The following is a 26,040-nucleotide window of genomic DNA, read 5'->3' on the forward strand; positions in this document are numbered from 1 at the left end:
AAGCATTGAATACTTCTAAATTTAGAAATATTCAATGCTTAGTTTTAACACTCACTATGCTTTGGGGTTAGGTCCATATTCATTTGTACCTTGTTCACTATCCGCAACGCAGTAAATTAATGCGAAAATAGAGATAATTAATAATATAACTGATATAACAAGTATGACTACAGTCGAAGCCATTAAAGAAACATCAGCGTAAAATTGATTTAAATACGTATCAGATATCGTTTCGAGTAATACAATTAATCCTCTTAGTAACATAGACACTAACATAATTAATGGTATTAACATCGTACGTCCAACATCATGAAATCGACGCACCGACATGGTGAATGTTCCGATTAGAATAATGACATCAATCGTTTCATAAATAATCTTGAAAAACATATCGCCACCGCCAACTATCCAAGTGAGTACGTCGGTAAGTATGCTTAATAAAATGAGTACAATAATATTCGCGAGTGTTGCATACCAGTAATGTCGTCTACGTGTACGACCTTGTACATTAAAATAATTTCTCCAAAATAATTGGTACGACTCAATCATTATAGCGTCTCCTTTAAATATGATTCAGTATAATCATTACATAATAAAGGATTGAAGGAAACACTTTATTTGATATACGCTTGGATTGCTTTTGCGATATACTCATTCAAGTGATTATTGCGATGTTTATTTATATTCTTAGCAAAGCGATCATCACTTTCATAAGTAAGTGCGATATATTCTAAAAATTGATTATCTGCATTAGGCACTTGTCGTTGTAAAATGCCTTTTAAAGCTTCAATATTTTGATATACATGCACATCATCCGCTGCGTAGCCATTTTCCAATAAGTGATTCATTTCATTGAAAAATTGGGTGAATTGGTCATTTGTATCTTTATCATTATTCTGCTTATCAGAATCGTTCATTTGATTTCTACGTTGTTTATATGACTGATAATAATCCGTATCGCCATATTTCAATTCAGCTTCTTTATCATATTGTTCTGTCACATCAAATTGATTGAATTGGTCCATATTAATCTCCTCGTTACTATGATTTATTAGATGATGTTTGAGGTAATCAATGATTTGATTTAGCTGATTTCGTCGTTGAACAATTTGGGCATAGTTATCTTCTAATATTGCATTTTTATTAGTAATACTTTGTTGAAAATATAATTGGATATCTTCGAGAGATAAATTGAGCTGTCGAAGAAATAAGATCGTTTGTAGCTTTGCAATATCTTGTGAATGATAGTAGCGATAGCCATTATCGTCTACATAACTAGGTACTAGTAAACCAATCTCATGATAGTAACGCAATGTTCTTGTACTAACCGTCGTCACTTTGCTCACTTCACTCGGTGTAAAATAGTTGTGATTTAACATTGTATTATTCTCCACTTTGTTTTATTTTCAATATCATTCATACCTCACTCATCTACTCAGGAGTATGCACTATGACGTAACGTTAAAGTCAATCATTTTTTATAAAATAATGATCTAAAAACGTATATTTCTGCTTTCCTTTGCCATTAAAATAATGTTTCCCAAAGTTATCTAATAATGCATGAAATTCATTGGCATCTTGATTTGTAAAATAATCTGGTAGTGTTATATGTTTTTTAAATTTATCGTAATTCTCTGTGTTTGAATAGCCTAATTTATGATACAAGCGTCGTGTATATCGATCAGGAATAAATTCTATTCTTTGAAAAAGATACACCAATAACACGTCAGCCGTTTCACTACCTATACCGCGTATGTTTAACAATGCCTGTCTGAGCGTATCACCATGCATACGCGCAATTGCATCATAGTCAAAGTTGTATTGGTTTAGCCAATTGAATAACGCATGAATGGCCTTCCCTTTATTTTTATAAAAGCCACTAGAACGTATGATGTCTTGTAGTTCATTTAATGGTAAAGCCAAAATGGTTTGAGGATCAAAACAGGTTTCTTCCTTTAAACGCATTAGCGCCATATCTGCATTGTTCCAATTCGTATTTTGTACTAATATCGCACCAAGCATCATTTCTTTAGGACTTTCAGCCGGCCACCAATGTTGCGGACCCATATTGTCTAATAAGATGTTATAAAGTGCTTCAGTCGTAAGCGTTGGCATACTCTCACTCCAATCTTTACATAATAATACCCTCACAAATCGAAATTTATGAGGGTGATATCAAAATTTATATAATTCTCTTGATTACATAGATTCAGGTGCAGATACACCAACTAATGTTAATGCATTGTGTAGTGTAATTCTAACTGCATCTACTAAAGCTACATGTGCTTTCGTTTTTTCTGCATCATCTGTTAATACTTTTTCAGCATTGTAGAATTTATGGAATGCAGATGCCAAATCTTGAATATAGTTCGTTAAACGGTGTGGTGCACGACTTTCTGCTGCACTTTCAATTGTTGATTCAAATTCAGCTACTTTTTTCAATAATTCAATCGCTTTTTCATTTGTAATTGTTGAGAAGTCTGCATCAGTTGTAACTTCAACACCTTGCTCTTTTGCTTGTTTCAAGATTGAGCAAATACGTGCATGTGCGTATTGCGCGTAATAAATTGGATTATCTTGTGATTTTTCTTTTGCAAGTTCTAAATCAAAATCAAAATGAGAGTCCGGACTACGCATTGTTAAGAAGTAACGTGCAGCATCAATACCAACCTCATCCATAATTTCTCGTAAAGTAATCGCATTACCAGTACGCTTACTCATCTTCACTTCGACACCGTCTTGCATTAAACGTACCATTTGCATAATTTGTATTTCAAGACGATCACTATCTACACCAAATGTTTCAAGACTGGCTTTCAAACGGTTAATGTAACCATGGTGATCAGCACCCATTAAATCGATTAAAATGTCGTTACCGCGATTAATTTTGTTGTAGTGATACGCAGTGTCTGGTGTGAAATAAGTATAATTACCATCTTTTTTAATTAACACACGGTCTTTATCATCTTTAAAATCAGATGTACGTAACCAAGTTGCACCATCCGCTTCATATGTGTAACCGAGTTCATTCATTTTAGCTAATGTGTTATCAATAGCCCCGTTCTCATATAGTGATGTTTCACTAAACCAATTATCAAAGTGGACATTGAAATCAGCTAAGTCTTTTTTCAATTTATCCATTTCATAATCAACACCAAGTTTTCTAAATGTTTTAAGACGTTCTTCATCAGAATAATCTTTCATTTCTGGGTGCTTATCAGCTAAGTCTTTACCAATTTCGATAATGTCTTTACCATTATAACCATCTGCAGGCATTTCATGACTTGTATCACCAAGCGCTTCAAAGAAACGTGTCTCAATTGAACGTGCCAAGTTAGTAATTTGATTACCAGCATCATTAATATAATATTCACGTGTTACATTGTAACCTGCTGCAATTAAAATATTAGCTAGTGAGTCACCAACAGCAGCGTTTCTTGCATGACCAATGTGTAAATCGCCAGTTGGGTTGGCAGAAACATACTCTAATAAGATATTTTTATTTTTAGATGCTTCAGCATAACCAAATCGATTACCTTTTTCAATCGCTTCTGGAATAACTGCAGTTAAATATTGATTATCTAAATAGAAATTAATAAAACCAGGACCCGCGATATCTACTTGCTTCACATTCGCTTTACTTGTGTCTAAGTTGTCAACAATCGCTTGAGCGATTTCACGTGGGTTACGTTTCGCAATCTTAGTTAATACCATTGCGATATTAGTTGAGTAATCTCCATTTTTAGTGTCTTTTGGTATTTCAACTTTGATATCTGGAATATCTTCAGCAAGACCAGCTTTTTTAATACTCGTTTCAATTTCTTGTATTAAAGTTGTTTTTACTTGATCAATAATATTCATTCGCCTATCTCCTTATAATTAATTTCATATTGATATGAGCCCATTTTTTCATCATTTTGATGTAACTCGTATTGAATTTTTAGCTTCCCACCATTTTCATTCACAAAATGCAAGATACTACGTGTTCTAACAGTCAAAGGGATACGTCCAGCTGGAATATCGTAAAGTGTAGTCGTATCATGACCTTCTACAAAGTGAAGATTCATATTAATATCGCCTTTGCGTATTAATTTGACGCCTCGCGCTTCGATTTTAATCGTTACATTGACGACTGCATCTTCAATTTGTTCTTGGTAACGAATATAATCTGCATTCTTTGTTTGCCAAGAACCTTGAGTAGCAAATTCAAATTTTTGTTTTTCACCATTTTGTTTTAAGACTTGCTTCGTTTGAATGTGTATATTCTTATCCAACGTTTGCCTCACCTTAACTTCTAATTAATACACCACATTATAGCATAATTTAGATAGTGCATGTAGGTGATACTTCTCAGTTTTGAAGCATTTAGGATATATAAGTATCATCATCTATTTTGATAAATTGAGTAATAAAAAGAACAGTATATAGGTTAAATCTTGGGAAATATTACTATAAAATGACTTATTAGAAGTAAACTATCAGCGTGTATTTGGAGATGATATAATATACTGGTCGCCTATCTCTCAGGCGTCAATTTAGGCGTAGAGAGGAGGTGCTAATCTATGCTAGAAATCCTTGTTCACATCACGACCACAGTCATCAGTGGTTGTATTATTGCGATATTCACGCATTGGCTACGTAATCGCAATAATAAATAGGCGACCATAGTCACACCAAAAAATCCCCTCACTACGGCAATAGTGAGGGGATTGGTGCATCTATGCTAGTTTCCTTGTTAACTAAATTATAACACTGGTGAGTAGAGAAATGCAAAATGATTTCATACGATGACTCAACTAATGAGAAGAAACATATTAAACAACGGTAGAAATTGAGGTGTGCGATATATTCGATACTAGAAAAACAACATATTTTAAAATTGTAGTTTCTTTTTTAGGTAACATCATTCTCACATATATCGGGATAATAACTAATTATTAATGTAATAGAAAACAATATGTGATCCTACATAGACATTATCATTTAATTTGGCAAGACTATTTGGTAACACTGTGGATGAATTTTTTTCTTAATCATTTATTTATCACAAAAAGAGAGTGTAAATTCCCCTCTCTTCATGTGCAATAGTACTATGTATTAAATGTTGTCTCAAAAACGTCGATGTATTTATCTCCCTACCTATGTATTATTAATATCATAATGAGAATAATTACCCATATTGACATCAATAATGGTCTTATAGATATGAGTCTCCATCGTCCTTTTATTATTCTTAAAATGATATTTATGATTATGTAAATAACAAATAGTGCGATAAAAATATATAGTATGAAAAAGTTTCCAATTGCAAAATCTTCTCTATACTGTGTGGATGCTTTAATTGACATGGTGATCATAAAAATAAACGACATCAGTAGCGATATAATACCTTTATATTTAGCTATGTCTAAATTAATTTTCATACTTTCAATTTTGTCATACTTCTGTTGTGTAATCATTTTATCTGGTGCCTTAGTTAACTCCTGAATCTTTATTTTTAAGGGTCTTGACCATAACCCCCTTACACCCATAATTCCATACAGCAACACACCTATATTCAATATGAGCATCAAGTTTTCAAACTGATTTACGCTTTCTTCTTTTATGAGAATCACAGGTATTAAATATAAAATGAACGCTATAATATATGTCATTACTGGCAATACTTTAAGACCACCCGAATGCATAACAGATGTAAAATGTACTAAATAAAACAGACCAAATACGATTATAATAAGTAGAATATCCATTATGTGGTAGACACCCCCCCATACCTTGACTTTTACTTCACTCATGCCAAAACACTTTCTTTATTAAATATAATGAAATCCATTGTTAAACTATCGTACGACATAAATAACCTTTAACTCTTTTCATATCATCTTCCCACTAATCTGGATGAATAGAAAATTCCATTTTTGCTATATGAGGCATTATCAATACGTCTAATTCCATTATTTATTGACTCCATATCTTTTTTTATTATCTTCACTTAGTTTACTAAAATCAGTAAATACTCTTCCATATAATAAATAATAACTAGTCACCAAAAAATTGCATGCAAAAATATACAATATTGACAGTAAAAATATAAAATGGGAATCGGCTATATTTGGAATTATTATATATTCTATAATTTTTTGTATATATATCAACGAAGCAATAGCCTTCAAAATAATAATTACTATTCTTTTATCATATTTTAACCACTTGGGAGAAAATCTCATTAATAATACACTTAATATATGCATAGTTGTACAAAAAAGTAATGTTATAAAACCAATATACCAATATTTATCTAAATAAAAATGATGTTCAGCTGCCATAAAAAAATACGAATTATATAAAGTTAGATACGAGACATAGAGACTTAATATATTTACTATTAAATATCGCTTCGCTTTATTTATGGGATTATCAATTTTCTTTTCAAAAAATTGGAATAGTCCAAGTAAATTAACAACTAATGCAAGCACTGTAGTAATGATTAGATAGCTAGGTGTTTTTTCAAGTGTAAGATCAAATAGATATTGTACATATGAAACAAATATAAACAGTAATGATAATATATTTATTACTTGTATTGCTGGTTTTCTTAAACGATTTAATGATTCTTCCAATTTATTTGACCACCTTTATGAAAATATTGAACTTACTGATGTTCCAAAGTGTTTTACATTATTAATAGCATCACTGGTTGTTTTTTTGTATTTTTCCATGCTTATGAATTTCTAGTTGCCGTTACTTTTTCGTTCGCTTTGTCTTTAGCTATATCCGTTGCAGACTTACCGCCAACTAATTTTTGTTCTGATAAAGACGAAATAGTCATCCCAGCTACTAGACCATCAGCTGCTTTTAACGGACCACCAATACTTGTACCAATAGCAGTTGATGTTCCAGTTGTGGCAGCCATTGCACCAAGGTCAATGACAGAATCAACTATTTTTCTTTGCATAGATTTTTCAGAGGCAAAATTTGATCCAACAACTAGCATGCCATCTATATATAAATATTATTCGAAATAAACACTTCTTTAGTACATCTCATACTTTCAATAATCTGGATGAATAGAAAATTCCATTTTTGCTATATGAGGCATTATCAATACGTCTAATTCCATTATATACTCTCCTGCTTACTTGTATTTTCTATTGCAGTATAGACCTCTCCATAAAGCAAGAAATATTGAGTTGCTAATGAGTTAGCAACAAATATCATTATCATACTAACTATGATTACAAAATGTGACTCTGCAACATTAGGAATTAATATATATTCAACAATTTTTTGAACATAAATTGTTGATGCTATAACACTTAACGCCAGAATCCAAACATATTTATTACCTTTTAGCCATGAAGGTTTACTTGCCATTAATAATAGTTTACAAATATGCGCACTTGCACATATTGATAGAAATAGAAAGCCAACAACCCAAAAAGTAGTTAAATTAATATGATGTTCTTCTGCCATGAAAAAGTATGAATTATAAAATGATAAGTAAGTCGAGTAACCAGTCAAACAACCAATTATTAAATATCTTTTGGCCGTCTTTAGTTCAATACTATCTTTCTTTTCGAAAAGTTGTATAAATCCAAAAAAGATGATAATTATTTCTATCAATGTAGTAATGATTAAGTAAATAGGTGTTCTTTCAATGGTTAAACTGTAAAAATATTGCACTCCCCCCGCTAAAATCATTAATAATGAAAGTACATTCATCACTTGAACACTTGGTTTTCGTAATTTTTTTAAACTATTTTCCATTTTTTTCTCCTTTAAAATATTGAAATAATTGATTTGCTAAGGCTCTTATAAAGTATATTGTTAAGCGTGGGAGTGGCACAGAATTCTTTTTGAATTCGTAGTCCCTCTCCCAACTTGCTTTGCTTGTTGAATTTCTTAGTGAAATTTTCTTTGTTGGGGCCCCCGCCCGCAAGGATGATTAGAACTGAGAAAAGCTTGATTTAAGCGCCTTCTCAGTACAGTCAGCTACTGCGAATTTGCAAAATAGCATTATTATATTATTTATGTCCCAGCCTCATGCCAACACTTTCTTCATTAAAGATAATAGGTCCCATTGAATAAATACCATTAGAAGTAAACAATTCTTTAATTCTTTTAATCTCATATTTTAATATTTTTAAGTTTTTTGTTACCTACCACTTCAATATAAATATTTACATACAGTAAATATCACTATTAAGTATATTCTTAATAATAGAATTTATATATCTTAATTTATTTGCTTTGACAAAATCTTAAACTATATATACATATAAAAATAGGAAGCATTATATATATAAAAGAAGGTTCTCAAAAGTTAATGATTATCAATCGAGGGGCAATTGTAGAAATTGAGGGTCAAAAGTATATGTTCGATTATTCAGCATGTAAATACCCAGTTGGTGTTGTAGAAGATCAAATCTATTACTTCAATGAAGAGAATATTGATAGCGTTATATTTGAAGGTTACTTTGATCAAGAAGAAGTAAGATTTCAAGAATTATTTAAAGAAATGATCGATAATTTAGATAAAGAAATTCAACGTGGTACTGTTCAAAAGAAAGATAATTTTGATTTAATTTAACATAAATTGACTTATTAGAAGTTACCTATCATCGTAAATTCGTAGATGATATAATATTAAGGTCGCCTATCTCTCAGGCGTCAATCTAGACGCAGAGAGGAGGTGCTAAAAATGACAGATATCTTTGTTCACATCATGACCACAGTCATCAGTGGTTGTATCGTTGCGTTGTTTGCGCATTGGTTACGTAAACGTAATGATAAATAGGCGGCATAATCACACCAAAAAACCCCTCACTACTCGCAATAGTGAGGGGTTTGGTGCATCAAATGCAGACATCTTTGTTAATTACATTATAACACCATACTGGATAGGAATGCAAAATTGAAATTATGGAATATAAAGGGGATAGAATCTGAAAATGAGTATTGTTACAAATGATAGGACTTATTTTTGGTGTTCAAAACAATCTTATGATTTATATTGGAAGTCCCTTAATATTTTTCATGTTTTCATTAATGAACCTCATTACATATGACAACGAAGAGGTATTTATAAGTAAGCTAAGTCAATCAGAGTAAATAAACATATCAAATTTGAATCAATCTAAAATAAAAGTAAAGATAAGTGAGATAAAATGGAAACAATAGGAAGCATTATATATTTAAAAGAAGGTTCTCAAAAGTTAATGATTATCAATCGAGGGCCAATTGTAGAAATTGAGAGTCAAAAGTATATGTTCGATTATTCAGCATGTAAATACCCAGTTGGTATTGTAGAAGCGCAAATCTATTATTTCCAATGAAAAGAATATTGATAAAGTTATATTTGGGGCTACTCTGATCAAGATGAAACAAGATTTCAAGAATTATTTAAAGAAATGATCGATAATTTGGATAAAGATATTCAACGTGGTACTGTTTAACAAAAAGATAGCTTTGGTTTGATTTAATGAAAGTTATATGCCATCGCAAATTGGCAGATACGAGAATTTTTAGATCCTTTATCTCTTAAGCGTCAATTTAAACGCAGGGCGCAGGTACCTGATAAATGGTGGAAGCTTAATATCACAACCACAGTCATCAGTGAATGTATCGTTGCGTTGTTTACGCATTGGTTACGTAAACGTAACGATAAATAGGCGGCATAACCACATCAAAACCACCCTCACTACTCGCAATAGTGAGGGTGTTGGTACATATATGCATATAATTTTCAACAGACATAATATAACACTCGATAAAGAAAGAATACAATTGACGATTACTTTAACAAAATAGTACGTACTCCAACTATTTTTGAAATTGCGTTCTCCTTCTATTCTAAGCTCCTGAGCCCTCGAATCCAATAATTGCTGATTGTACTTTACCGTTCTTTTGTACAAACGTTACGGGTGTATGATAATTACCATTTTGGCCACCAACTAATTTATAATCATCGCTATTAGGATTTTTATGACCATGAACATCTGCTTGCTCTACAAGATCGCTACCATAAACAGATTTAAGTTGTTTCACAGTTACATTGTTTACCTTAATTTGGACAGATGTTGCTGTTTTCTTTCCAGACTTCACTGAAAAGAAGTTTTGATCATATTTACTAAAGTTGTTCAACTTACTGCTTGTTCCCGTTTGAGGTACTATTTTAGTTCCATTAAACGTAACATTGCCATACTTAACCGCATTTTTAAACGTTTTATTTAATAAAAATGAACCATCGTTATTTACATAGCCACTATACGTATAATATGGTGTAGTAGCTGCATGTGCTTGATTATTGTGTGGTTGTTCTACTGAGGCTCCGACTCCGAATACTGTTCCCATGGCTAAAGTTGCACTAACAATTGCTTTGGCAGTTTTATTCATATGAATCTTCCTCTCATTTCTTAGTCAAATCGTCATAACAATCTTTATATTACGATTTGTTTACAATATTACAACAATGTTTCTAAAATTGCAATTTTACATCTATTAAAACATTATTCATCCCGAAATAATTATGATTCATATTTGCTATGTTCACCATATAAAAATGCACCCCATAAAGTTAAATTTTAAGCTCAACCTTAGGGATGCACCTTATCGAATAGTTTTTTAAACACTAATTTCTTAAGTATATTACGATATTCTATTTCTAATAAATTAATGTCGTCTATCCATCATAGTCTATTAATTTTTGCTTTCATTCTAAAATATCTTCGCTTGATTCAAGTTCTACAATGTCATAACGATATTTTTCCAAAAGGGTTTTATATTTATAGAAGAAAATGATGCCGAAACCGATTGATGCTACAAATAAGATGTTTTTCATTTGTTGTCCTCTTAACTTCATAGATTAAATTTATATTCATTAAATAATTATAACATCAAATAACTTTATTATAAATTTAAACAGTTAATTTATTGTTGCTAATACACCCTACTCACCAGGAATAAATACATTTGCTTCACTATCTTTAGGATAATAATAACCATTTGGTATAGTCTGTAACTCAATTAAGGCATTGAACGGTGCCTTAACGTACACACTCTTACTACCTTTCGAATCTTCATAAGTTGAATTATCATGTGTTTCAGATAGTGGTTCAGCGCCTGCACGTATGGCATTGTCTAATACCGCTTCAATTTCATCTACCATGAATGAAATATGGTGATAACCCAAATCTTCAAGTTTAAGTGGATCTTTCTGATGATTACTCTTTACTTCAAACATTTCAATATTCGGACCATTTCCAATCACAATCATTCTTTGGCGCACAATTTTTGCCCCTTTAGTTAAACCTAGCATACGTTCAACTTCTACACCTTCACGTGGTTCATCATCATACGTTAATGCATCATACGCAATTTTAGCGCCAAACGCTTCTTTTAAGAATGTTGTCGCTTTATCAATATCTAACACTGTTAAACCAATATGATTAATCCCTTTAATATGGCTCATATAAACACCTTCCTTTTCGCTTTCAAATATATTTACCCTAAATTTGTGAGAAATAAAAAAGAGTGAATTCAAATTGAACCCACTCTCTTACCTATTAATATGAGTTATTAGAATTGAATTACCATACGTCCGGTAATTGTTCCTTGTTCCATTTCTTCAAAGATATCGTTAATTTCTTCTAATTCACGTGTTTGTACTTTTGGAACAACCTTTCCTTCTGCCGCGAATTGGAAGGCTTCTTTCAAGTCTTGACGTGTTCCTACTAATGAACCAACAACCTCAATACCATCTAAAACTAAACGTGGAATTTCTAAGTCCATTTTCTCAACAGGTAAACCTACAGCTACTACACGTGCGCCAGCTTTCACAACATCCACTGCTTGATTGAATGGTGTTTTAGCTACTGCAGTAATAACTGTCGCATCTAAACCTTTATCGTCAGTTAATTTATTTACTTCTTCAACAGCGTCTTGATTTTTAGTATTCACAACCGCATCTGCGCCTAATTCTTTCGCAAAATCTAACTTATCATCACTAATATCGAATGCAACAACTTTAGCGTTAAATACATTTTTAGCGTATTGAAGTGCTAAGTTACCTAAACCACCAATGCCAAATACACCAATCCATTGACCTGGTTTAATGTTACTTACTTTTACAGCTTTGTACGTCGTTACACCAGCACAAGTAATTGAAGAAGCTGCCGCTGGGTCTAAATTCTCAGGTACTTTCACTGCATAATCCGCTGTAACAATAACTTGTTCAGCCATAGCGCCATCAACAGTGTAACCTGCGTTCTTAACATCACGACATAATGTTTCACGTCCTGTTGTACAATATTCACAATGGCCGCAGCTTTCGAACATCCAAGCGATTGAGACACGATCGCCTTCTTTAAGCGAATCGACACCTTCACCTACTTTAATAACACGTCCAATACCTTCATGGCCTAATGTTACGCCAGTTACATCACCGAAGTCTGCATTTTTAACGTGCAAATCAGTATGACATACACCACAATATTCTGTTTGAACTAAAGCTTCACCGGGTTTCAAGGCACGTACTTCTTTATCTTCTACACTTACTTTATGATCATGTGTTACTACTGCTGCTTTCATGGTCAATCACTCCTTGTTCAATTAACATTTAATGATAAATTTGTAAATCTACACTCATTATATGCAATCGCTTACAGAATTGGAATCATTTTCTCTTAATTATTTTTAATTTTCAAACATTTTATTTTTTACTGTTTTACTTTTTATAAAATGATTAATACCACTTATGCTAATACCATTAGACTACTACGCACTTACCATTAAAAAACGCGATATAGTTATGCTATAATTTTACATATAACAATTAATTAATTGCTTAATTACAACTATTGCATCAAGACTTATGGAGGGATTTTTAGTGAAAACACATGTCCTATATGGAAAGTCTGAAGTAGAAGTCAATGTTCCTGATGATAGTACAGTCATAGAACCTCAAAAGATAGAAGCATTAGATGATTATACTTCAGCAATTCAAAATGTTTTGCGACAACCAACAGGTTCTAAGCCACTGAAAGAATTGGTTAATAAGGATGATATTGTATCAATCGTCATTAGTGATATTACTCGACCAACACCGAATCACATACTCGTACCTTTACTAATTGAGGAATTAAACCATGTGCCACGTGAGAATTTCGTAATTATTAATGGTACAGGTACACACCGTGATCAAACACGTGACGAACTCGTACAAATGTTAGGTGAAGATATTGTTAATAGCGTAAAAATCGTTCACAATCACTGCGACGAAAAAGAAAGTTTAGTGAAAGTTGGACATAGTAAATATGGCTGTGATGCATATCTAAATAAAGACTACGTTGAATCTGACTTCAAAATCGTAACGGGCTTTATTGAACCCCATTTCTTTGCTGGGTTCTCTGGAGGACCTAAAGGAATTATGCCAGGTATCGCTGGTCTTGAAACAATTAAGACCTTCCACAACGCCAAAATGATTGGTGATCCACGCTCAACTTGGGGTAATTTAGAAGATAATCCTGTTCAAGATATGGCACGTGAAGTCAATACGATGTGCAAGCCTGACTTCATGTTAAATGTCGCATTAAATAAAGATAAAGCAATTACAGCTGCATTTGGTGGCGATGTCTTCGAGGCACATAAAGAAGGTTGTGCTTACGTTAAAGAACACGCAATGTTCAAATGTGATGACCGTTTCGATGTGGTTATTGCTTCAAATTCCGGCTACCCTCTCGACCAAAACTTATATCAAACCGTTAAAGGTATGAGTGCTGCTAGTAAAGTTGTAAAAGAAGGCGGCAATATCATTATGGTATCTGAGTGTGCAGACGGATTCCCTGATCATGGTAAATTCGCCGAAATATTCAAAATGGCTGACACGCCACAAGGTATTCTAGACTTAATTCATGACCCGAACTTTTCAGAAGTGGACCAATGGCAAGTTCAAAAACAAGCCAGTATTCAAACATTCGCAAATGTATATGTGTATTCAGAGTTAACTGACCAACAACTTAAAGACTCAATGCTAAATCCAACATCAAATATTGAACAAACGATTGCCGATTTAGAAGCGCAATATGGCAGAAAATTAAGTATTGGTGTTATGCCACAAGGTCCATTAACGATTCCTTACGTAGAAGACGAAGCATAATGAAAGGATTGATAAACATGACTGAATTACAAAATAAAGAACTTAAATTAAATCAATTATTAGAAGATATGGGCAGTGTCGTAATTGCTTTTTCAGGTGGTGTAGATAGTAGTTTAGTACTTAAACAAGCAATGGATGTATTAGGTACTGAAAATGTTAAACCGGTTGTTGTTAAATCTGAACTTTTCAGAAATGAAGAATTCGATCAAGCCATTGCATTAGGTCGCGAATTAGGCATCGACGTTATGGAAACTGAAATGGCTGAATTAGAAGATGCAAATATCGTTAAAAACACACCCGAAAGCTGGTACTATAGTAAACGTTTAATGTATGGCAAATTAACTCAAATTAAAGAAGAGTTAGGTTTCAACTATGTATTAGATGGTATGATTATGGACGATTTAGAGGATTTCCGTCCAGGTTTAAAAGCAAGAGATGAATATGGCGTTCGCAGTGTACTGCAAGAAGCCAAACTCTATAAATCAGAAATTAGAGAATTAAGTAAACAACACGATCTGCCTGTATGGAACAAACCTGCTTTATGTAGTTTAGCTTCACGTATTCCTTACGGTGAAGCATTAAGTTTTACTAAAGTGAATAAAGTCAATGAAGCTGAAAAACACATTTTAAGTTTAGGTGTTAATAACGTACGTGTCCGTTACCATCACAATATTGCACGTATCGAAGTATCAGAAGATGATTTGGCAACTGTAATTAGAAACAAAGATAACATTACATTACGCTTAAAAGAACTTGGTTTCGACTATGTTACTGTTGACTTAGAAGGCTACAGAACAGGTAGTATGAATGAAGTCATTGATACCAAAGCAACTAAATTAGTATAAGGACGTATACTCATGAGTAAAGATTCTAACTTTATTGAAGACTTGCTCGAAGGTGTAAAATCAAATATCCATTGATGAAGCTAAAGCCCAACTCAGTCATTATGACGAATTGGGCTTTGCTAAAATTGATTTACATAGAGCGAAGCGACAAGGATTTCCTGAAGTGATATTTGGCCAAGGTAAGACAAAAGAACAAATCAGTCAAATCATTACAAGTCTATCGAATCATCACAATGTTATTTTAGTCACACGTATTAATGAAGAAAAAGCATCTTATGTTTTACAACAACACCCAGACTTAGACTATTATGCTGAAGCAAATATAGTCTGTACGCCACTTGATTCTATTAATCAATCACATCACTGTATCTCAGTCCTTTGCGCCGGTACATCTGATCTGCCTATCGCTGAAGAAGCTGCAGTCACAGCTGAAGTAATGGGTATTCAAGTTAATCGTTATTACGATGTAGGTGTTTCTGGTATCCATCGATTATTTGAACATATTCATGATATTCGCAGTGGTAAAGTATCGATTGTTATTGCTGGTATGGAAGGTGCCCTCGCAAGTGTTGTTGGCGGTTTAGTCGATCATCCTGTATATGCTGTACCTACTAGCATTGGATATGGTGCCAACCTAAATGGTATAACCACTTTATTATCGATGATTAATGCTTGTGCACCAGGTACAAGCGTACTAAATATAGATAATGGTTTTGGTGCAGGTTATAATGCTGCAATGATTATTAAGATGCTAGAAAATCAATAGAACGGAGCTACAATTATGAGTAATGCTTTATATTTAGACTGCCATGCTGGTATTGCTGGTGACATGTTGCTGTCCGCACTAGTTGACTTAGGCGCTGACCCTATATCAATTGAACGCGAATTAAAACAATTACCTATCGATGATTTTGCGCTTCACTTTAATAAGAAAGTTAAACAAAGTATCCATGCTATGACGCTGAAGATTGATTTTCATGAACATCATCATCACCGAAAAGCGTCTGATATCTTCAAATTAATCGATGATAGTCAGTTGCCAGAACGTGTTAAGCAACGTAGTAAAGCAATATTTAATACGATTGCACATGCCGAAGCAAAAATCCATGGTATGACGATAGAAGACGTTCATTTTCACGAGGTCGGTGCTATGGATTCAATTATAGATATTATCGGAGGCTGTATCGCATTGGAACAACTTAGCATCGATACGCTCTATTGTTCCCCTATTCCAACAGGTAACGGGAAAATTAATATTGCACATGGTATTTATCCAATACCGGCACCTGCTACTGCAGAAATTCTAAAAAACATACCCCTCGCAGCATTTAACGTACAAAGCGAATTGACTACACCAACAGGGGCAGCGTTTGCTAAAAGTTTAGTCACTCAATTCGGACCTTTCCCAGCTGCAACAATGCAAGAAATTGGGTACGGGGCAGGTAATAAAGACTTTGATTTTCCAAATGTTTTACGCGTCATTCAATTCCAAGATAACCAACAAGTTTCTCACGACCAAGTACAGGTCATAGAGTGTCAAATTGATGATATGACTCCAGAAATGTTAGGTCATTTTATGGACACGACATTGAAAGCAGGCGCACTAGACGTTTACTTTACACCTATTACAATGAAGAAGAATCGCCCTGCAATTCAATTGACAGTCTTATGCAAAATTAATGATAAACAAACCATTGAAAATTTAGTATTAACACATACATCATCACTAGGCGTTCGTAGTTACACAGTGAATAGACACATTTTAAAAAGAGCTTTCCGTGATATAGAGACTCCGTATGGTCAAATAAAAGTAAAATTCGCTTTAAAAAATGGAACAATCTTAAAAATGAAACCTGAGTTTGACGATATTAAAGCCATAAGCGAACATAAAACCATACCATTACATCAAGTGTATAATACCGTAATGAACACTATAAATAATCAATACCATATTGGAGAATCTTTAAAATAATTACGACGTTTGTAGAACCAGAATTGATTTAAACAAACAAATCTAATATCAATACAAAAGGCAATTCCTATTAGAGTGTTGTAGGAATTGCCTTTTATAATATGGGAGTGGGACAGAATTCTTTTAAATTCGTCGTCCCACCCCCGCAAGGATGACTAGAACTGAGAAAAGCTTGATTTAAGCGCCTTCTCAGCTCAGTCAGCTACTGCGAATTTGCTAAATAGCACTATTATATTATTTATGCCCCAGACTGAAGTAGTTCTAAAATGGGTAATGGAACGTAGTTGAGCGACGCCTATGTTGATTATTAATGAACATAAGTGCTAGCGCACTTATGTAAGAAATTCTAAAGATGAACTACGAATATTTTTGCGCGCGGGGCCCCAGCAAAGAGATTTTCAATATGAAAATCTACAAACAAAGCAAGCTGGGGTTGAGGAACTTAAGTGTTTACACACTTAAGTAAGTAGTTCTAATGATTAAAATCAAAGAACTACTTTAGAGTCTTTCCCGCAAGAAAGCGTCGCAACAAATTGAGTAAATATTCATCTAAGAATTTCTTTACAACTTAAGCGAAATGAGACTGACATACTTTATCAATGTATGAAAATAAGCCAGTAAATGAACTTATTAAAATTCACTTACTGGCTATTAAGAATAGCGTCCCACGCTTAGTACTGTTTATACTATTCAAAAGCTTTGAATAATTCGTCATTCGAATTATTCCACATATCCTCATTGTGCGATATTAAAAAGTCTTTCAACACTTTTTTATTTTCTTCGCCAATATGATCAATCATAATTTTATGTTTCATAGACTTATCCATCATATTGACATGTTCAGGCATACTCTTATAACCACGGCGTATAGACTTGTTAACTAATAAATAGCATGCAGTAACACCGGCATAATAAGGTCCAGTTTCACTACGCTCAGTTGTCACCCAACAAAGCCAATATTCTTTAGCTTCTTCGCCTTCGACTTCCGCTTTGTCAGTTATCCATTTAACACCTTTTTCAACTTGAGCACGCGCATGCATACCGCCTATATCAATAAACGCCTCTTTATTAGCTACATCTATAAATACTGGGGCAATATTATCTAAACTAATTGCACCAATATTCGTTCCTTTATGTCCGTCAAGCGGGTCATTCTTGATAATATTAAATTTAAAACCTTTATTCTCAGACACACGTGACACCTCCGAAAACTTAAATTCATAATTTCTATATTATGTGTTATATATTAAAGTTTCAATGGCTTAATTCAATTCATTAAGTAAATTAATAATTGAACCCTTAATTTGTGGATTATCGATATTAAGAATCATTTCTTTAGGATAGTACAATTTATAATCTTCACGATTAATACCCGTAATACTAGAAATAACAAGTGATTGGCTACTAATTTCTCTAATATTACCATCACGTCTTAATAAATGTATTGGTTGTCTATTAGATCCTGGTCGATCATAATCATAAGGCAAATCAGAGAAAGCTTCACTAACGAAATAATAATTAGGATCAATATGTCCCTCTATAAACAACTCTTGCAGTTCAGTAATAGTAATGATTGAACCATCAAATGGAATATATTTAAACAAGTCCCTATTGATAAAACGACGTGCTAAATCACTAAGAATGGCATCATCTTCTTGTATCCATCGCTTTAAATAATAAAGCACTACGACTTCATCTAAATCAACATATTGCTCGATTGTAACCTTCTCTTCGAAGAAAGGAACAAAATCTTCAGGATACATTTTAAAATGATAACCCTCTTTGTACAATTGCTTGACACGTTTCAAACAATTATTTAGTAAAACTTCCCCGCCTCTACTAACCGGATGAAAGTATATTTGCCAATACATTTGATAACGACTCATTATAAAGTTCTCTACAGCATGCATCCCACTTTCTTTAATGAGTACTTCATCTTTAGAAGGTCGCATCAAACGTAGAATACGTTCCATATCAAATGTACCGTAAGAGACACCAGTAAAATAAGCGTCCCTTTGCAAATAATCCATTCGATCGGCATCAATTTGAGATGAAATCATAGAAATGACAAGTTTATTTTGATGTGTTTTATTAATAACATCCGCGACCTCTTTAGGAAAAGTATCAGATACACGACTTAAGACTTCATTCACTTCAGTAGGTCCTGTAATAATGGCTTGTGTAAATGCCTCATGATCTGTATTAAATATCTTTTCAAAACTATGTGAAAATGGACCATGCCCTAAATCATGTAATAATGCTGCACATAAAGCTAATGGTCTATCTGCATTATTCCACGCATCACGCCCAACAAATGATTCATCAATCATACGACGTACGATTTCATATACACCTAAAGAGTGACCAAATCGACTATGCTCTGCAGTATGAAAAGAAAGATATAATGTACCTAATTGTTTTATACGACGTAAACGTTGAAACTCTTTCGTTTTAATGAGATCCCAAATAAGTTGATCTTTGACGTGAATATATTTATGGATAGGGTCTTTAAATACCTTCTCTTCAGCTAATTTCTGTTCAACATAAGGTGTTTGCGTCAAATAAATCCTTCCTCTCATTACAGTATAGTGATAGAGATTATATACTTTTCTTCATTAAAGCTAAATCCATTTGCTCTCCATACATTTCTGGTTGATAAGAACGTACGATTTCAAAACCATTATTTTGATAATATTGAATAGCGCCTTTATTTTTATTATCAACTTCTAAATATACTGCATCATATTTACCATCAAATTGTTCTAATCCTTGCTTAAGTAAGCTAGAACCGTAACCTTTGTGTTGATATTCTGGATGTACATAATGCGCAGATAAATACAGTTCTTTACCATAAATGAAATTAGCAAAGCCTATAATTTCATCATTATCCTCGGCTACTAAAAATAATTGTTCTTCTAAGCGTTTCTTTAAATGTTGCTCATTATAAGAAGCAGCTAATAGTTCATTAATTGTTGATGCTGCATAAATATTTAAATATGTGTTATACCATGCCTTAGTAGCAACATCTCTAATTGCTACGACGTCATTTGATGTGGCTTCTCTGACTTTAAACATACTTGATTCTCCTGACTTTACTATGGAATTAATAATGAAATTATATCACAGTAGTTATACAATCGCTCAATATAGCGTATTTATCGATGTAATTTGTCGTACCTTTCATCAAAATCTATATTAGTGTTTCATTCCATTCTTTAGCTCTTTCGAATGCAAATGTATCTTTCGAAATATCTCCTGGTCGTTCAGCTGTACCGATAATATAGCCGTTAAGTTCAGCCCCAATAAAATCTAACGTATATTTCATTTGAGTAATACAAGGCTTTGCTTTCACTTTCGGACAATCTCCACCAACTAAAATAAGACGGAAATCTTTCTTTGCCATTCGTTCTTTGAAGTCTCTATAATTTGGATCAACCATTGTTTCAGACCAATGATCAATAAATGCCTTTAAAGATGCAGATATACTGTACCAGTAAACTGGTGATGCGAAGATCACCGTATCACTTTCTAATACTTGATCAATGATGTGTTTATAATCGTCGGTATAATTAGTAATGTCTTTATTATCATGACGGAAATCTCTTACAGGATTAAATTGGTAATCTGTTAAATCAATCCAATTATAGGCTAATCCTTCTATTGCATACTTAGTAAGTTGTGCTGTGTTCCCCTCTGGACGACTGCCTCCAAATAAAACTGTAATCATGTCTATCCCTCTCTCTTAATTTATATTTAAAATATGCCATTATTTTTTAATTTGTTCGCTACATCAATACTTCATATTAATTTAATATTTCGCATATTTGCCTAGTACCCTTATTTCATATGATATATGTGCATTTTCGTAAAATAAAAAAGAATCATTACTATTTATTCAAGTTTCTAAAAAAGCTCTTACACAAATATAAACGGTGTAAGAGCTTAAATTACTTTAATTTATTTTATATCCGCGTTTGTTATTCAATCGGAAATAGTTCGTCGATTTTTTTCAATTCATCATCTGTTAATTGAATATTAGCCGCTTCAATATTTTCTACAACTTGTTCAGCACGTTTCGCACCAGGAATTACTACATCTAGCGCTGGACGAGTTAAATAAAATGCTAGAACCACATTGGCGATAGATGTGTTGTGGGCTTCTGCAATACTTTGCAATTGTTTCACTCGACGCACATTATCATTAAATACCTCTGGTTGGAAGTCGCGACGAGGCGCACGATGATCATCAAACGTTTGGTTTTCCTCATACTTACCAGCTAAGATGCCTGACGCTAGTGGGAAATAAGGAATAAATGTAATATCATTTTCAGCCGCGTATGCCATTACATCTTCATTTTCACGATGTAATAAGTTGTATTCTAATTGCACTACATCTACATAACCATCTTTATTTGCCTCTTTAAGTTGTTCTAATGAGAAGTTAGACACCCCAATTGCTTTAATCTTACCTTCATCTTTAAGTTCTTTTAAGGCTGCAACTGCTTTATCTTTCGGCGTATTTTCATCAGGAAAATGAATATAGTATAAATCAATATAATCTACTTGAAGACGTTTCAGGCTATTCTCAACCTGTTGTTTTAAATAATCTGGGTCATTGTTTTGAATGACGTCATCATTATCTTTAATAACATGAGAACCTTTCGTCGCAATTTGCACTTGTTCACGTGGGTATTCTTGAACCACTTGGCCAACTAATTCTTCCGAACGTTCAGGACCATAAATATATGCCGTATCGAGCAATGTAATGCCATTATCAATTGCTTTGCGCACAACATCTTTCCCTTGTTCTTCATCTAAATTTGGATATAAATTGTGGCCACCTACTGCATTGGTACCTAATGCGATTGGAAATACACGAACATCTGATTTACCTAATTGTACTAAATCTGCCATTCATACTCGCTCCTTTATTCAAATATTACTACTTGTAGTTTACCCCATTCTGATTAAGACATTCATATTGACATTTTATATAAGATATACTTTAATGTAACTAATCAAGTTACATTAAAGGCGGTTTACGATGAATTTAGAATTTAACATTGCAGTACACGTGCTAAGCTTTCTCACTAAGCACTCAGAAGAACATTTCAATAGTCAGGAATTAGCAACACTTACTTGTCTTAATCCAGTGCAACTAAGACGCGTTGCTACAATACTTAATAACCAACAATTTATTGATACACGTCGCGGTAAAGGCGGTGGTTATCGAGCGAATGAGATTACACCCACGATTACGTTAGATACGCTGTATCAACTTTTTGTGTTAGATAAATCACCTGCGCAACGTATTTTCACTGGTAGTGAAGAGAGTCATTGTACGATTTCTAAGCATATTGCAACCACTATGACTAAATATAAAGCGCAAGAAACTGCCCTAGTGCTCAACTTTTATCGTAACTTGACAATTAACGACGTCATCAAAGATACACTTCAGGAGGACACAATATATGACACATTATAATTTATTAGTTATTGGCTTCGGTAAAGCAGGTAAAACACTTGCCAAATATGCAGCAGCACAAGGTCAACACGTTGCTTTAGTAGAACAATCTTCAGATAATTTTGGCGGCACATGCATCAATGTTGAGTGTACATACTTCCATAATAAAATACCCCATCGAATTCGACGGGTTTAGAATAACCGTATCGAAATCGAGGCGGTTAAAATAAAAAAGACCGCACCATTTAAGGTACGGTTTATGTATAGGTTGAGACTACACCTTACTTTAGGCAGCTTTAGAGACATTATATGTTCTTCTCTTATCCACGCCGTCCCCGACGTACTGCCTACACCCGATTGGTAATGCCAATCACTCATTACGTTAGCGACTACTCTACCGATTTCAATTAATCAAAGGTTTGCAAGTCCCTTGACTGCTTTACTTTGCGATAGATTGCTACCGTTTTTGCGAAACAGTAACAAACTTCATTCACTTTCGTGCGAAGTCTTAGGGTGCTTTCGTCACTAACGGGGGAAGTCTTTCGCTTGTTTTAATTTCCAATACATATAATTGTATTTAGCCAATTGTAAAATTAATTGTTTTGACCGACGAAGTGCTTCCCCAGAAGTTTCGTTATCTTTTGAATAACGAAATGCTTCACTCCGTCATGACGTTCCTTATCATCGTACTAGCCATTCTCATTGTATTACTGTCCGCCACCACAGATACAAATCATGGTATACGCCCTTACTTGATAGGTTCGGACTATTATACCTTTATGTAAAAAGCTAATGTTCGACGGCATTAATGGTACTTTGGCATTTTCCCAATCCCCGAGCATTTGCCATAGGGAATAATGCTTTACTCACATTAGTGTTACCACCTAGATGATAACCTTTAGTTTTACACAATTGCATAAGTTAGATGTTTCCACCCGGCCGTTCGTCAAACTGCACCTTTCACCACATCACTGTGGCTTATCTGTTATGCCAGTAAAAGTATTATACCCCATAGGGGTATAATAAACAACTATTTTAGCATAAAAAAATAGGCCAACTGTCGCAACAGTTGACCTCAGATACACTCCGCAGATGTGTACCGCAATTTCTATTTGATTTTAACATAAAAAAACAGCCATACCCCGAATAGAGATATGGCTAGATCAATACGTATTGGAACATTTTCAAATGAATTGTTCCTTAAGATCTATTTCATTATAACACAAAAACAGGGACAAGCACCGTCATGCTTATCCCTATACGAACGAGTATATAGTGAAATGTCATCTGAGTATAGTATATTACCCTGTATAAAATTTAACAAGGTTGTTGCTTTCGTTAAATTTATACCTTAGTAAACTTTCCGTAACTACTTGTTCTATTTCCTTTTTTATCAATTTCACCTGTTGCAATATAACGTCGTTTTAAATCATTGTTTAAATATGTGATCCAACGATAACCATTAACTGCAAATGCCCCGTCATAAATAATGCTTTCGCCATTTTTTAATACACCTGTGATTTTAGCTTTTGTATTGTGGGCAGTTCTTACATTATTCCCTTTAACAGTTGATACAGTGTAGCGTCCCTTTTCTTTTTTATATGGAACGCCTTTATCATTTAGTTTATATCCTTTAGGCACTGCTACAATATCATCTTTTTTGTGAGCAGCTTTTTGCTTACTAGCAACGACACCGCCTATTGGCTTACCATGAATAGCACCTGCAATCAGTTTTGAATATTTGTCACTGTTCTTTTTAATCCAATTCATGTCAGATGTGTTAGTGATAAAGCCTAATTCCGTTAATCGGTAATTCATGTTAATTTCTGCCGACACATTTGCATTGAGTAGATCATTACGTTTAGTAATACCTCTAATTTGACCTAAGTTGTTTTTAATCACATCTTGTATACCTTTATCAATACTATCTGCATTAAAAGCACTAGATATGATTACATGGCCACCACTTGCACTAGCACCTGCTGCATCTAAATGGAACTCTGCAATTAAATCATATTTTTGTTTATTAACCCAATACATGCCATAATCTTTTTTATTACCTACACGTACACCATAAGCCGTGTCTTGATACATATCTTGTGATTGTTTACTGCCACCATATAATGCAACTTCATGCCCTGCTTGACGTAAGTATTTAGCAACTTGTGGTGTGATGTTTTTACGAATGAAATCACGTTCATTTGTACCATTCCCTTCTGCACCGGGGTCATTATATCCATGACCGGCCACAATCATGATTTTTTTAGGCTTTGTTTTTTTACTAGCTTGTTTACTTTTAATGATTTGTTTCGCTTTAGTTCCCGCACTAATTTTAGTAGGAAAGTCTAAACGAATGAAATACATAGGGTCATCATAGTAATGCCAACGTCTTGTAACTTTCTCTGGTCCCCAACCAGGACTTACAACGCCATTAGTCCAACCCTGACCATCCCAATTTTGTTCTAAACATTCAAACTGTGTAAGGGTTGCTCTTGTTACAATTGCAACGTGGCCGGCACCACTACCGTATTTACCAGGGAATACAACAATATCAAGTTTTTGTGGTAAGAAATTATCGTAGTTTTTGATTGATTGACCGTACTTTTTAATTGTGTTTGCGTTATCAAACGGAATGTTTTTAGCATACAGACCATATAATCTTTCGCCTGTAACAGCCATAAAAAAGGCATTTGCATAATCGTAGCATTGGAAACCATAACTTAAATCTGGGTTGTATTGCTTCCCTTCTGAGTTATCAAGCCATTTTTCAGCTTGTTTTTTTGTCATCAACATAATATCACCTAACCTAACTCATCTAAGTCTGATGGTTCGATATATTCTTTAGTTGGTGCTTGTCCTGTTGCTTGACGATATTTCTTTTCAGCTTTGTATTTTTTAAGTTTCTTATTCGCCCATTGTCCCTCTTTACTTGTCGGATTATCTTTCCACGCTGTGTACAAGCCGATAACAGCTAATACAATCGTACTGATTGTTTCTTCATCTACTGGAATAGGACTAAGTCCTCTATTTGCTAAAAATTGATTGACGATTGCCATAATTAATACGATATATCTTACAATTACTTTTACTTCCATCTTATCACTCCTATTTTTGTATTAAAAAAGCCGACCTAAAAAGGTCAGCTTGTGGGGTTATTATCATTTTATTGTTGTGCAATTATACCAATATTTCTTAATACATTTTTTATAGCATTAACTTCATATTCAAGTTGTTGTAGCGTATAACCACTTGTGTTAGATAAAGTTTTTTGCTGTTCGATAGGGGGTTTACCATAAAAGCCAATTTTCTGATTAGGTGATGTTCCAATTTTAGTTCCTATATTATCTCCAAGTTGGATATTATAACCGTCTTTCACTTTCGTTAATGTATTGTACATCGTATATATAAATTCGGAACCACTAACAACTGCAAAAGTGTTTGGTGCATAATACATAAACCCAGTACGTCGATCTTTTTCGAATGATAATGATGGTTGAGTGAGTGAACCGGTAGGTAACACTATATTACCAAATGTTGCACTTTTACCTTTGGATGGCGAAATAGCATACGCTAAAGTCGTCTCTTCAGTAACAGGCTGTGTAGTT

29 protein-coding genes and 3 pseudogenes are annotated in these 26,040 nt (G+C 33.7%); 11 read left to right on the top strand and 21 right to left on the bottom strand.

The window, feature by feature from the left end:
* Positions 1 to 54: 54 nt before the first annotated feature.
* From AK212_RS10420 to AK212_RS10440, 5 genes are all read right to left on the bottom strand, one after another.
* Complete coding sequence (locus AK212_RS10420; RefSeq protein ID WP_053030749.1) at positions 55 to 549, bottom strand: DUF805 domain-containing protein; 495 nt, start codon at positions 547 to 549, stop codon at positions 55 to 57.
* A 65-nt stretch (positions 550 to 614) separates the two neighbouring features.
* The gene (locus AK212_RS10425; RefSeq protein ID WP_053030751.1) at positions 615 to 1,379 is read right to left on the bottom strand and encodes a MerR family transcriptional regulator; all 765 of its coding nucleotides are present in this window, start codon (positions 1,377 to 1,379) and stop codon (positions 615 to 617) included.
* 88 nt (positions 1,380 to 1,467) lie between these two features.
* Positions 1,468 to 2,115, bottom strand: coding sequence for an endonuclease III domain-containing protein (locus AK212_RS10430; protein WP_053030753.1), 648 nt, complete (start codon positions 2,113 to 2,115; stop codon positions 1,468 to 1,470).
* A gap of 84 nt (positions 2,116 to 2,199) precedes the next feature.
* Positions 2,200 to 3,861 (bottom strand): arginine--tRNA ligase, encoded by a 1,662-nt coding sequence (argS, locus tag AK212_RS10435; RefSeq protein WP_053030755.1) that lies wholly within the window; start codon positions 3,859 to 3,861, stop codon positions 2,200 to 2,202.
* A complete protein-coding gene (locus tag AK212_RS10440; RefSeq protein WP_053030757.1) occupies positions 3,858 to 4,274 on the bottom strand; it encodes a YwiB family protein in 417 nt (138 codons plus the stop codon). The genes argS and AK212_RS10440 overlap by 4 nt, the downstream gene beginning before the upstream one ends.
* Positions 4,275 to 4,562: 288 nt before the next feature.
* Between AK212_RS10440 and AK212_RS13435 the strand changes: the two genes are divergently transcribed.
* Positions 4,563 to 4,658: a type I toxin-antitoxin system Fst family toxin gene (locus tag AK212_RS13435; RefSeq protein WP_011276553.1), complete on the top strand. Its 96-nt coding sequence runs from the start codon at positions 4,563 to 4,565 to the stop codon at positions 4,656 to 4,658.
* Positions 4,659 to 5,135: 477 nt separating this feature from the next.
* Here AK212_RS13435 and AK212_RS10445 read toward each other — a convergent pair whose 3' ends face one another.
* From AK212_RS10445 to AK212_RS10460, 4 genes are all read right to left on the bottom strand, one after another.
* A complete protein-coding gene (locus tag AK212_RS10445; RefSeq protein WP_242450168.1) occupies positions 5,136 to 5,795 on the bottom strand; it encodes a DUF5080 family protein in 660 nt (219 codons plus the stop codon).
* Positions 5,796 to 5,954: 159 nt separating this feature from the next.
* Complete coding sequence (locus tag AK212_RS10450) at positions 5,955 to 6,620, bottom strand: DUF5079 family protein (protein ID WP_053030759.1); 666 nt, start codon at positions 6,618 to 6,620, stop codon at positions 5,955 to 5,957.
* Positions 6,621 to 6,721: 101 nt separating this feature from the next.
* A complete protein-coding gene (locus tag AK212_RS10455) occupies positions 6,722 to 6,994 on the bottom strand; it encodes a hypothetical protein (RefSeq protein WP_244881442.1) in 273 nt (90 codons plus the stop codon).
* Positions 6,995 to 7,119: 125 nt separating this feature from the next.
* Entirely contained in the window at positions 7,120 to 7,767 is a 648-nt protein-coding gene (locus AK212_RS10460) for a DUF5079 family protein (protein WP_053030761.1), read from the bottom strand.
* Positions 7,768 to 8,278: 511 nt separating this feature from the next.
* Between AK212_RS10460 and AK212_RS10465 the strand changes: the two genes are divergently transcribed.
* The 4 genes and pseudogenes from AK212_RS10465 to AK212_RS13870 all read left to right on the top strand — a co-directional run bounded on the left by AK212_RS10465 (position 8,279) and on the right by AK212_RS13870 (position 9,671).
* Positions 8,279 to 8,590, top strand: a complete 312-nt coding sequence (locus AK212_RS10465) for a DUF4176 domain-containing protein (RefSeq protein WP_280513670.1) — start codon at positions 8,279 to 8,281, stop codon at positions 8,588 to 8,590.
* A gap of 111 nt (positions 8,591 to 8,701) precedes the next feature.
* A complete protein-coding gene (locus AK212_RS13440; protein WP_089535969.1) occupies positions 8,702 to 8,797 on the top strand; it encodes a type I toxin-antitoxin system Fst family toxin in 96 nt (31 codons plus the stop codon).
* 370 nt (positions 8,798 to 9,167) lie between these two features.
* Positions 9,168 to 9,455, top strand: a pseudogene (locus AK212_RS10470) (DUF4176 domain-containing protein).
* A 141-nt stretch (positions 9,456 to 9,596) separates the two neighbouring features.
* The gene (locus tag AK212_RS13870) at positions 9,597 to 9,671 is read left to right on the top strand and encodes a type I toxin-antitoxin system Fst family toxin (RefSeq protein WP_142237154.1); all 75 of its coding nucleotides are present in this window, start codon (positions 9,597 to 9,599) and stop codon (positions 9,669 to 9,671) included.
* Between the two features lie 181 nt (positions 9,672 to 9,852).
* On the opposite strand, the gene isaB is transcribed toward AK212_RS13870, so the two are convergent.
* The 4 genes from isaB to adhP all read right to left on the bottom strand — a co-directional run bounded on the left by isaB (position 9,853) and on the right by adhP (position 12,588).
* Positions 9,853 to 10,395, bottom strand: a complete 543-nt coding sequence (gene isaB, locus AK212_RS10475; RefSeq protein ID WP_053030765.1) for an immunodominant staphylococcal antigen IsaB family protein — start codon at positions 10,393 to 10,395, stop codon at positions 9,853 to 9,855.
* 316 nt (positions 10,396 to 10,711) lie between these two features.
* Entirely contained in the window at positions 10,712 to 10,840 is a 129-nt protein-coding gene (locus AK212_RS13950) for a hypothetical protein (protein ID WP_256323726.1), read from the bottom strand.
* 108 nt (positions 10,841 to 10,948) lie between these two features.
* The gene (locus AK212_RS10480; RefSeq protein ID WP_053030767.1) at positions 10,949 to 11,470 is read right to left on the bottom strand and encodes a VOC family protein; all 522 of its coding nucleotides are present in this window, start codon (positions 11,468 to 11,470) and stop codon (positions 10,949 to 10,951) included.
* A 107-nt stretch (positions 11,471 to 11,577) separates the two neighbouring features.
* Positions 11,578 to 12,588 (bottom strand): alcohol dehydrogenase AdhP, encoded by a 1,011-nt coding sequence (gene adhP / locus AK212_RS10485; protein ID WP_053030769.1) that lies wholly within the window; start codon positions 12,586 to 12,588, stop codon positions 11,578 to 11,580.
* Positions 12,589 to 12,886: 298 nt separating this feature from the next.
* On the opposite strand from adhP, the gene larA reads away from it, so the two are divergent.
* The 4 genes and pseudogenes from larA (at position 12,887) to larC (ending at position 16,972) form a co-directional block, all read left to right on the top strand.
* Positions 12,887 to 14,155 (top strand): nickel-dependent lactate racemase, encoded by a 1,269-nt coding sequence (gene larA, locus AK212_RS10490; RefSeq protein ID WP_053030771.1) that lies wholly within the window; start codon positions 12,887 to 12,889, stop codon positions 14,153 to 14,155.
* Positions 14,156 to 14,172: 17 nt separating this feature from the next.
* Entirely contained in the window at positions 14,173 to 15,000 is an 828-nt protein-coding gene (gene larE / locus AK212_RS10495; protein ID WP_053030806.1) for an ATP-dependent sacrificial sulfur transferase LarE, read from the top strand.
* A gap of 12 nt (positions 15,001 to 15,012) precedes the next feature.
* Positions 15,013 to 15,766, top strand: a pseudogene (gene larB / locus AK212_RS10500) (nickel pincer cofactor biosynthesis protein LarB).
* Between the two features lie 15 nt (positions 15,767 to 15,781).
* Positions 15,782 to 16,972: a nickel pincer cofactor biosynthesis protein LarC gene (gene larC / locus AK212_RS10505; RefSeq protein ID WP_053030773.1), complete on the top strand. Its 1,191-nt coding sequence runs from the start codon at positions 15,782 to 15,784 to the stop codon at positions 16,970 to 16,972.
* Between the two features lie 686 nt (positions 16,973 to 17,658).
* On the opposite strand, the gene AK212_RS10510 is transcribed toward larC, so the two are convergent.
* The 5 genes from AK212_RS10510 to AK212_RS10530 form a co-directional block, all read right to left on the bottom strand.
* Positions 17,659 to 18,165 (bottom strand): YwhD family protein, encoded by a 507-nt coding sequence (locus AK212_RS10510; RefSeq protein ID WP_053030775.1) that lies wholly within the window; start codon positions 18,163 to 18,165, stop codon positions 17,659 to 17,661.
* 69 nt (positions 18,166 to 18,234) lie between these two features.
* Complete coding sequence (locus AK212_RS10515; protein ID WP_174841475.1) at positions 18,235 to 19,551, bottom strand: HD domain-containing protein; 1,317 nt, start codon at positions 19,549 to 19,551, stop codon at positions 18,235 to 18,237.
* 19 nt (positions 19,552 to 19,570) lie between these two features.
* A complete protein-coding gene (locus AK212_RS10520; RefSeq protein WP_053030779.1) occupies positions 19,571 to 20,047 on the bottom strand; it encodes a GNAT family N-acetyltransferase in 477 nt (158 codons plus the stop codon).
* A 115-nt stretch (positions 20,048 to 20,162) separates the two neighbouring features.
* A complete protein-coding gene (locus AK212_RS10525) occupies positions 20,163 to 20,699 on the bottom strand; it encodes a flavodoxin family protein (protein WP_053030781.1) in 537 nt (178 codons plus the stop codon).
* A 250-nt stretch (positions 20,700 to 20,949) separates the two neighbouring features.
* Positions 20,950 to 21,885, bottom strand: coding sequence for an aldo/keto reductase (locus AK212_RS10530; RefSeq protein WP_053030783.1), 936 nt, complete (start codon positions 21,883 to 21,885; stop codon positions 20,950 to 20,952).
* A 130-nt stretch (positions 21,886 to 22,015) separates the two neighbouring features.
* On the opposite strand from AK212_RS10530, the gene hypR reads away from it, so the two are divergent.
* Together hypR and AK212_RS10540 are read left to right on the top strand one after the other, a co-directional pair.
* The gene (gene hypR, locus AK212_RS10535) at positions 22,016 to 22,456 is read left to right on the top strand and encodes a redox-sensitive transcriptional regulator HypR (protein ID WP_053030785.1); all 441 of its coding nucleotides are present in this window, start codon (positions 22,016 to 22,018) and stop codon (positions 22,454 to 22,456) included.
* Positions 22,443 to 22,586: pseudogene (locus tag AK212_RS10540) on the top strand (hypothiocyanous acid reductase MerA); the annotation flags it as partial. The gene hypR and the pseudogene AK212_RS10540, both read left to right, overlap by 14 nt.
* Before the next feature lie 1,193 nt (positions 22,587 to 23,779).
* Here AK212_RS10540 and AK212_RS10545 read toward each other — a convergent pair.
* The 3 genes from AK212_RS10545 to AK212_RS13665 form a co-directional block, all read right to left on the bottom strand.
* Positions 23,780 to 25,228: an N-acetylmuramoyl-L-alanine amidase gene (locus AK212_RS10545; protein WP_053030789.1), complete on the bottom strand. Its 1,449-nt coding sequence runs from the start codon at positions 25,226 to 25,228 to the stop codon at positions 23,780 to 23,782.
* Between the two features lie 8 nt (positions 25,229 to 25,236).
* Positions 25,237 to 25,530, bottom strand: a complete 294-nt coding sequence (locus AK212_RS10550; RefSeq protein ID WP_053030791.1) for a phage holin — start codon at positions 25,528 to 25,530, stop codon at positions 25,237 to 25,239.
* Positions 25,531 to 25,598: 68 nt separating this feature from the next.
* The coding region (locus AK212_RS13665; protein WP_222149259.1) for a hypothetical protein at positions 25,599 to 26,040 on the bottom strand (442 nt) is incomplete at its 5' end.

Source organism: Staphylococcus borealis (assembly GCF_001224225.1).
In the GTDB taxonomy this organism is placed as follows: Bacteria; Bacillota; Bacilli; order Staphylococcales; family Staphylococcaceae; genus Staphylococcus; species Staphylococcus borealis.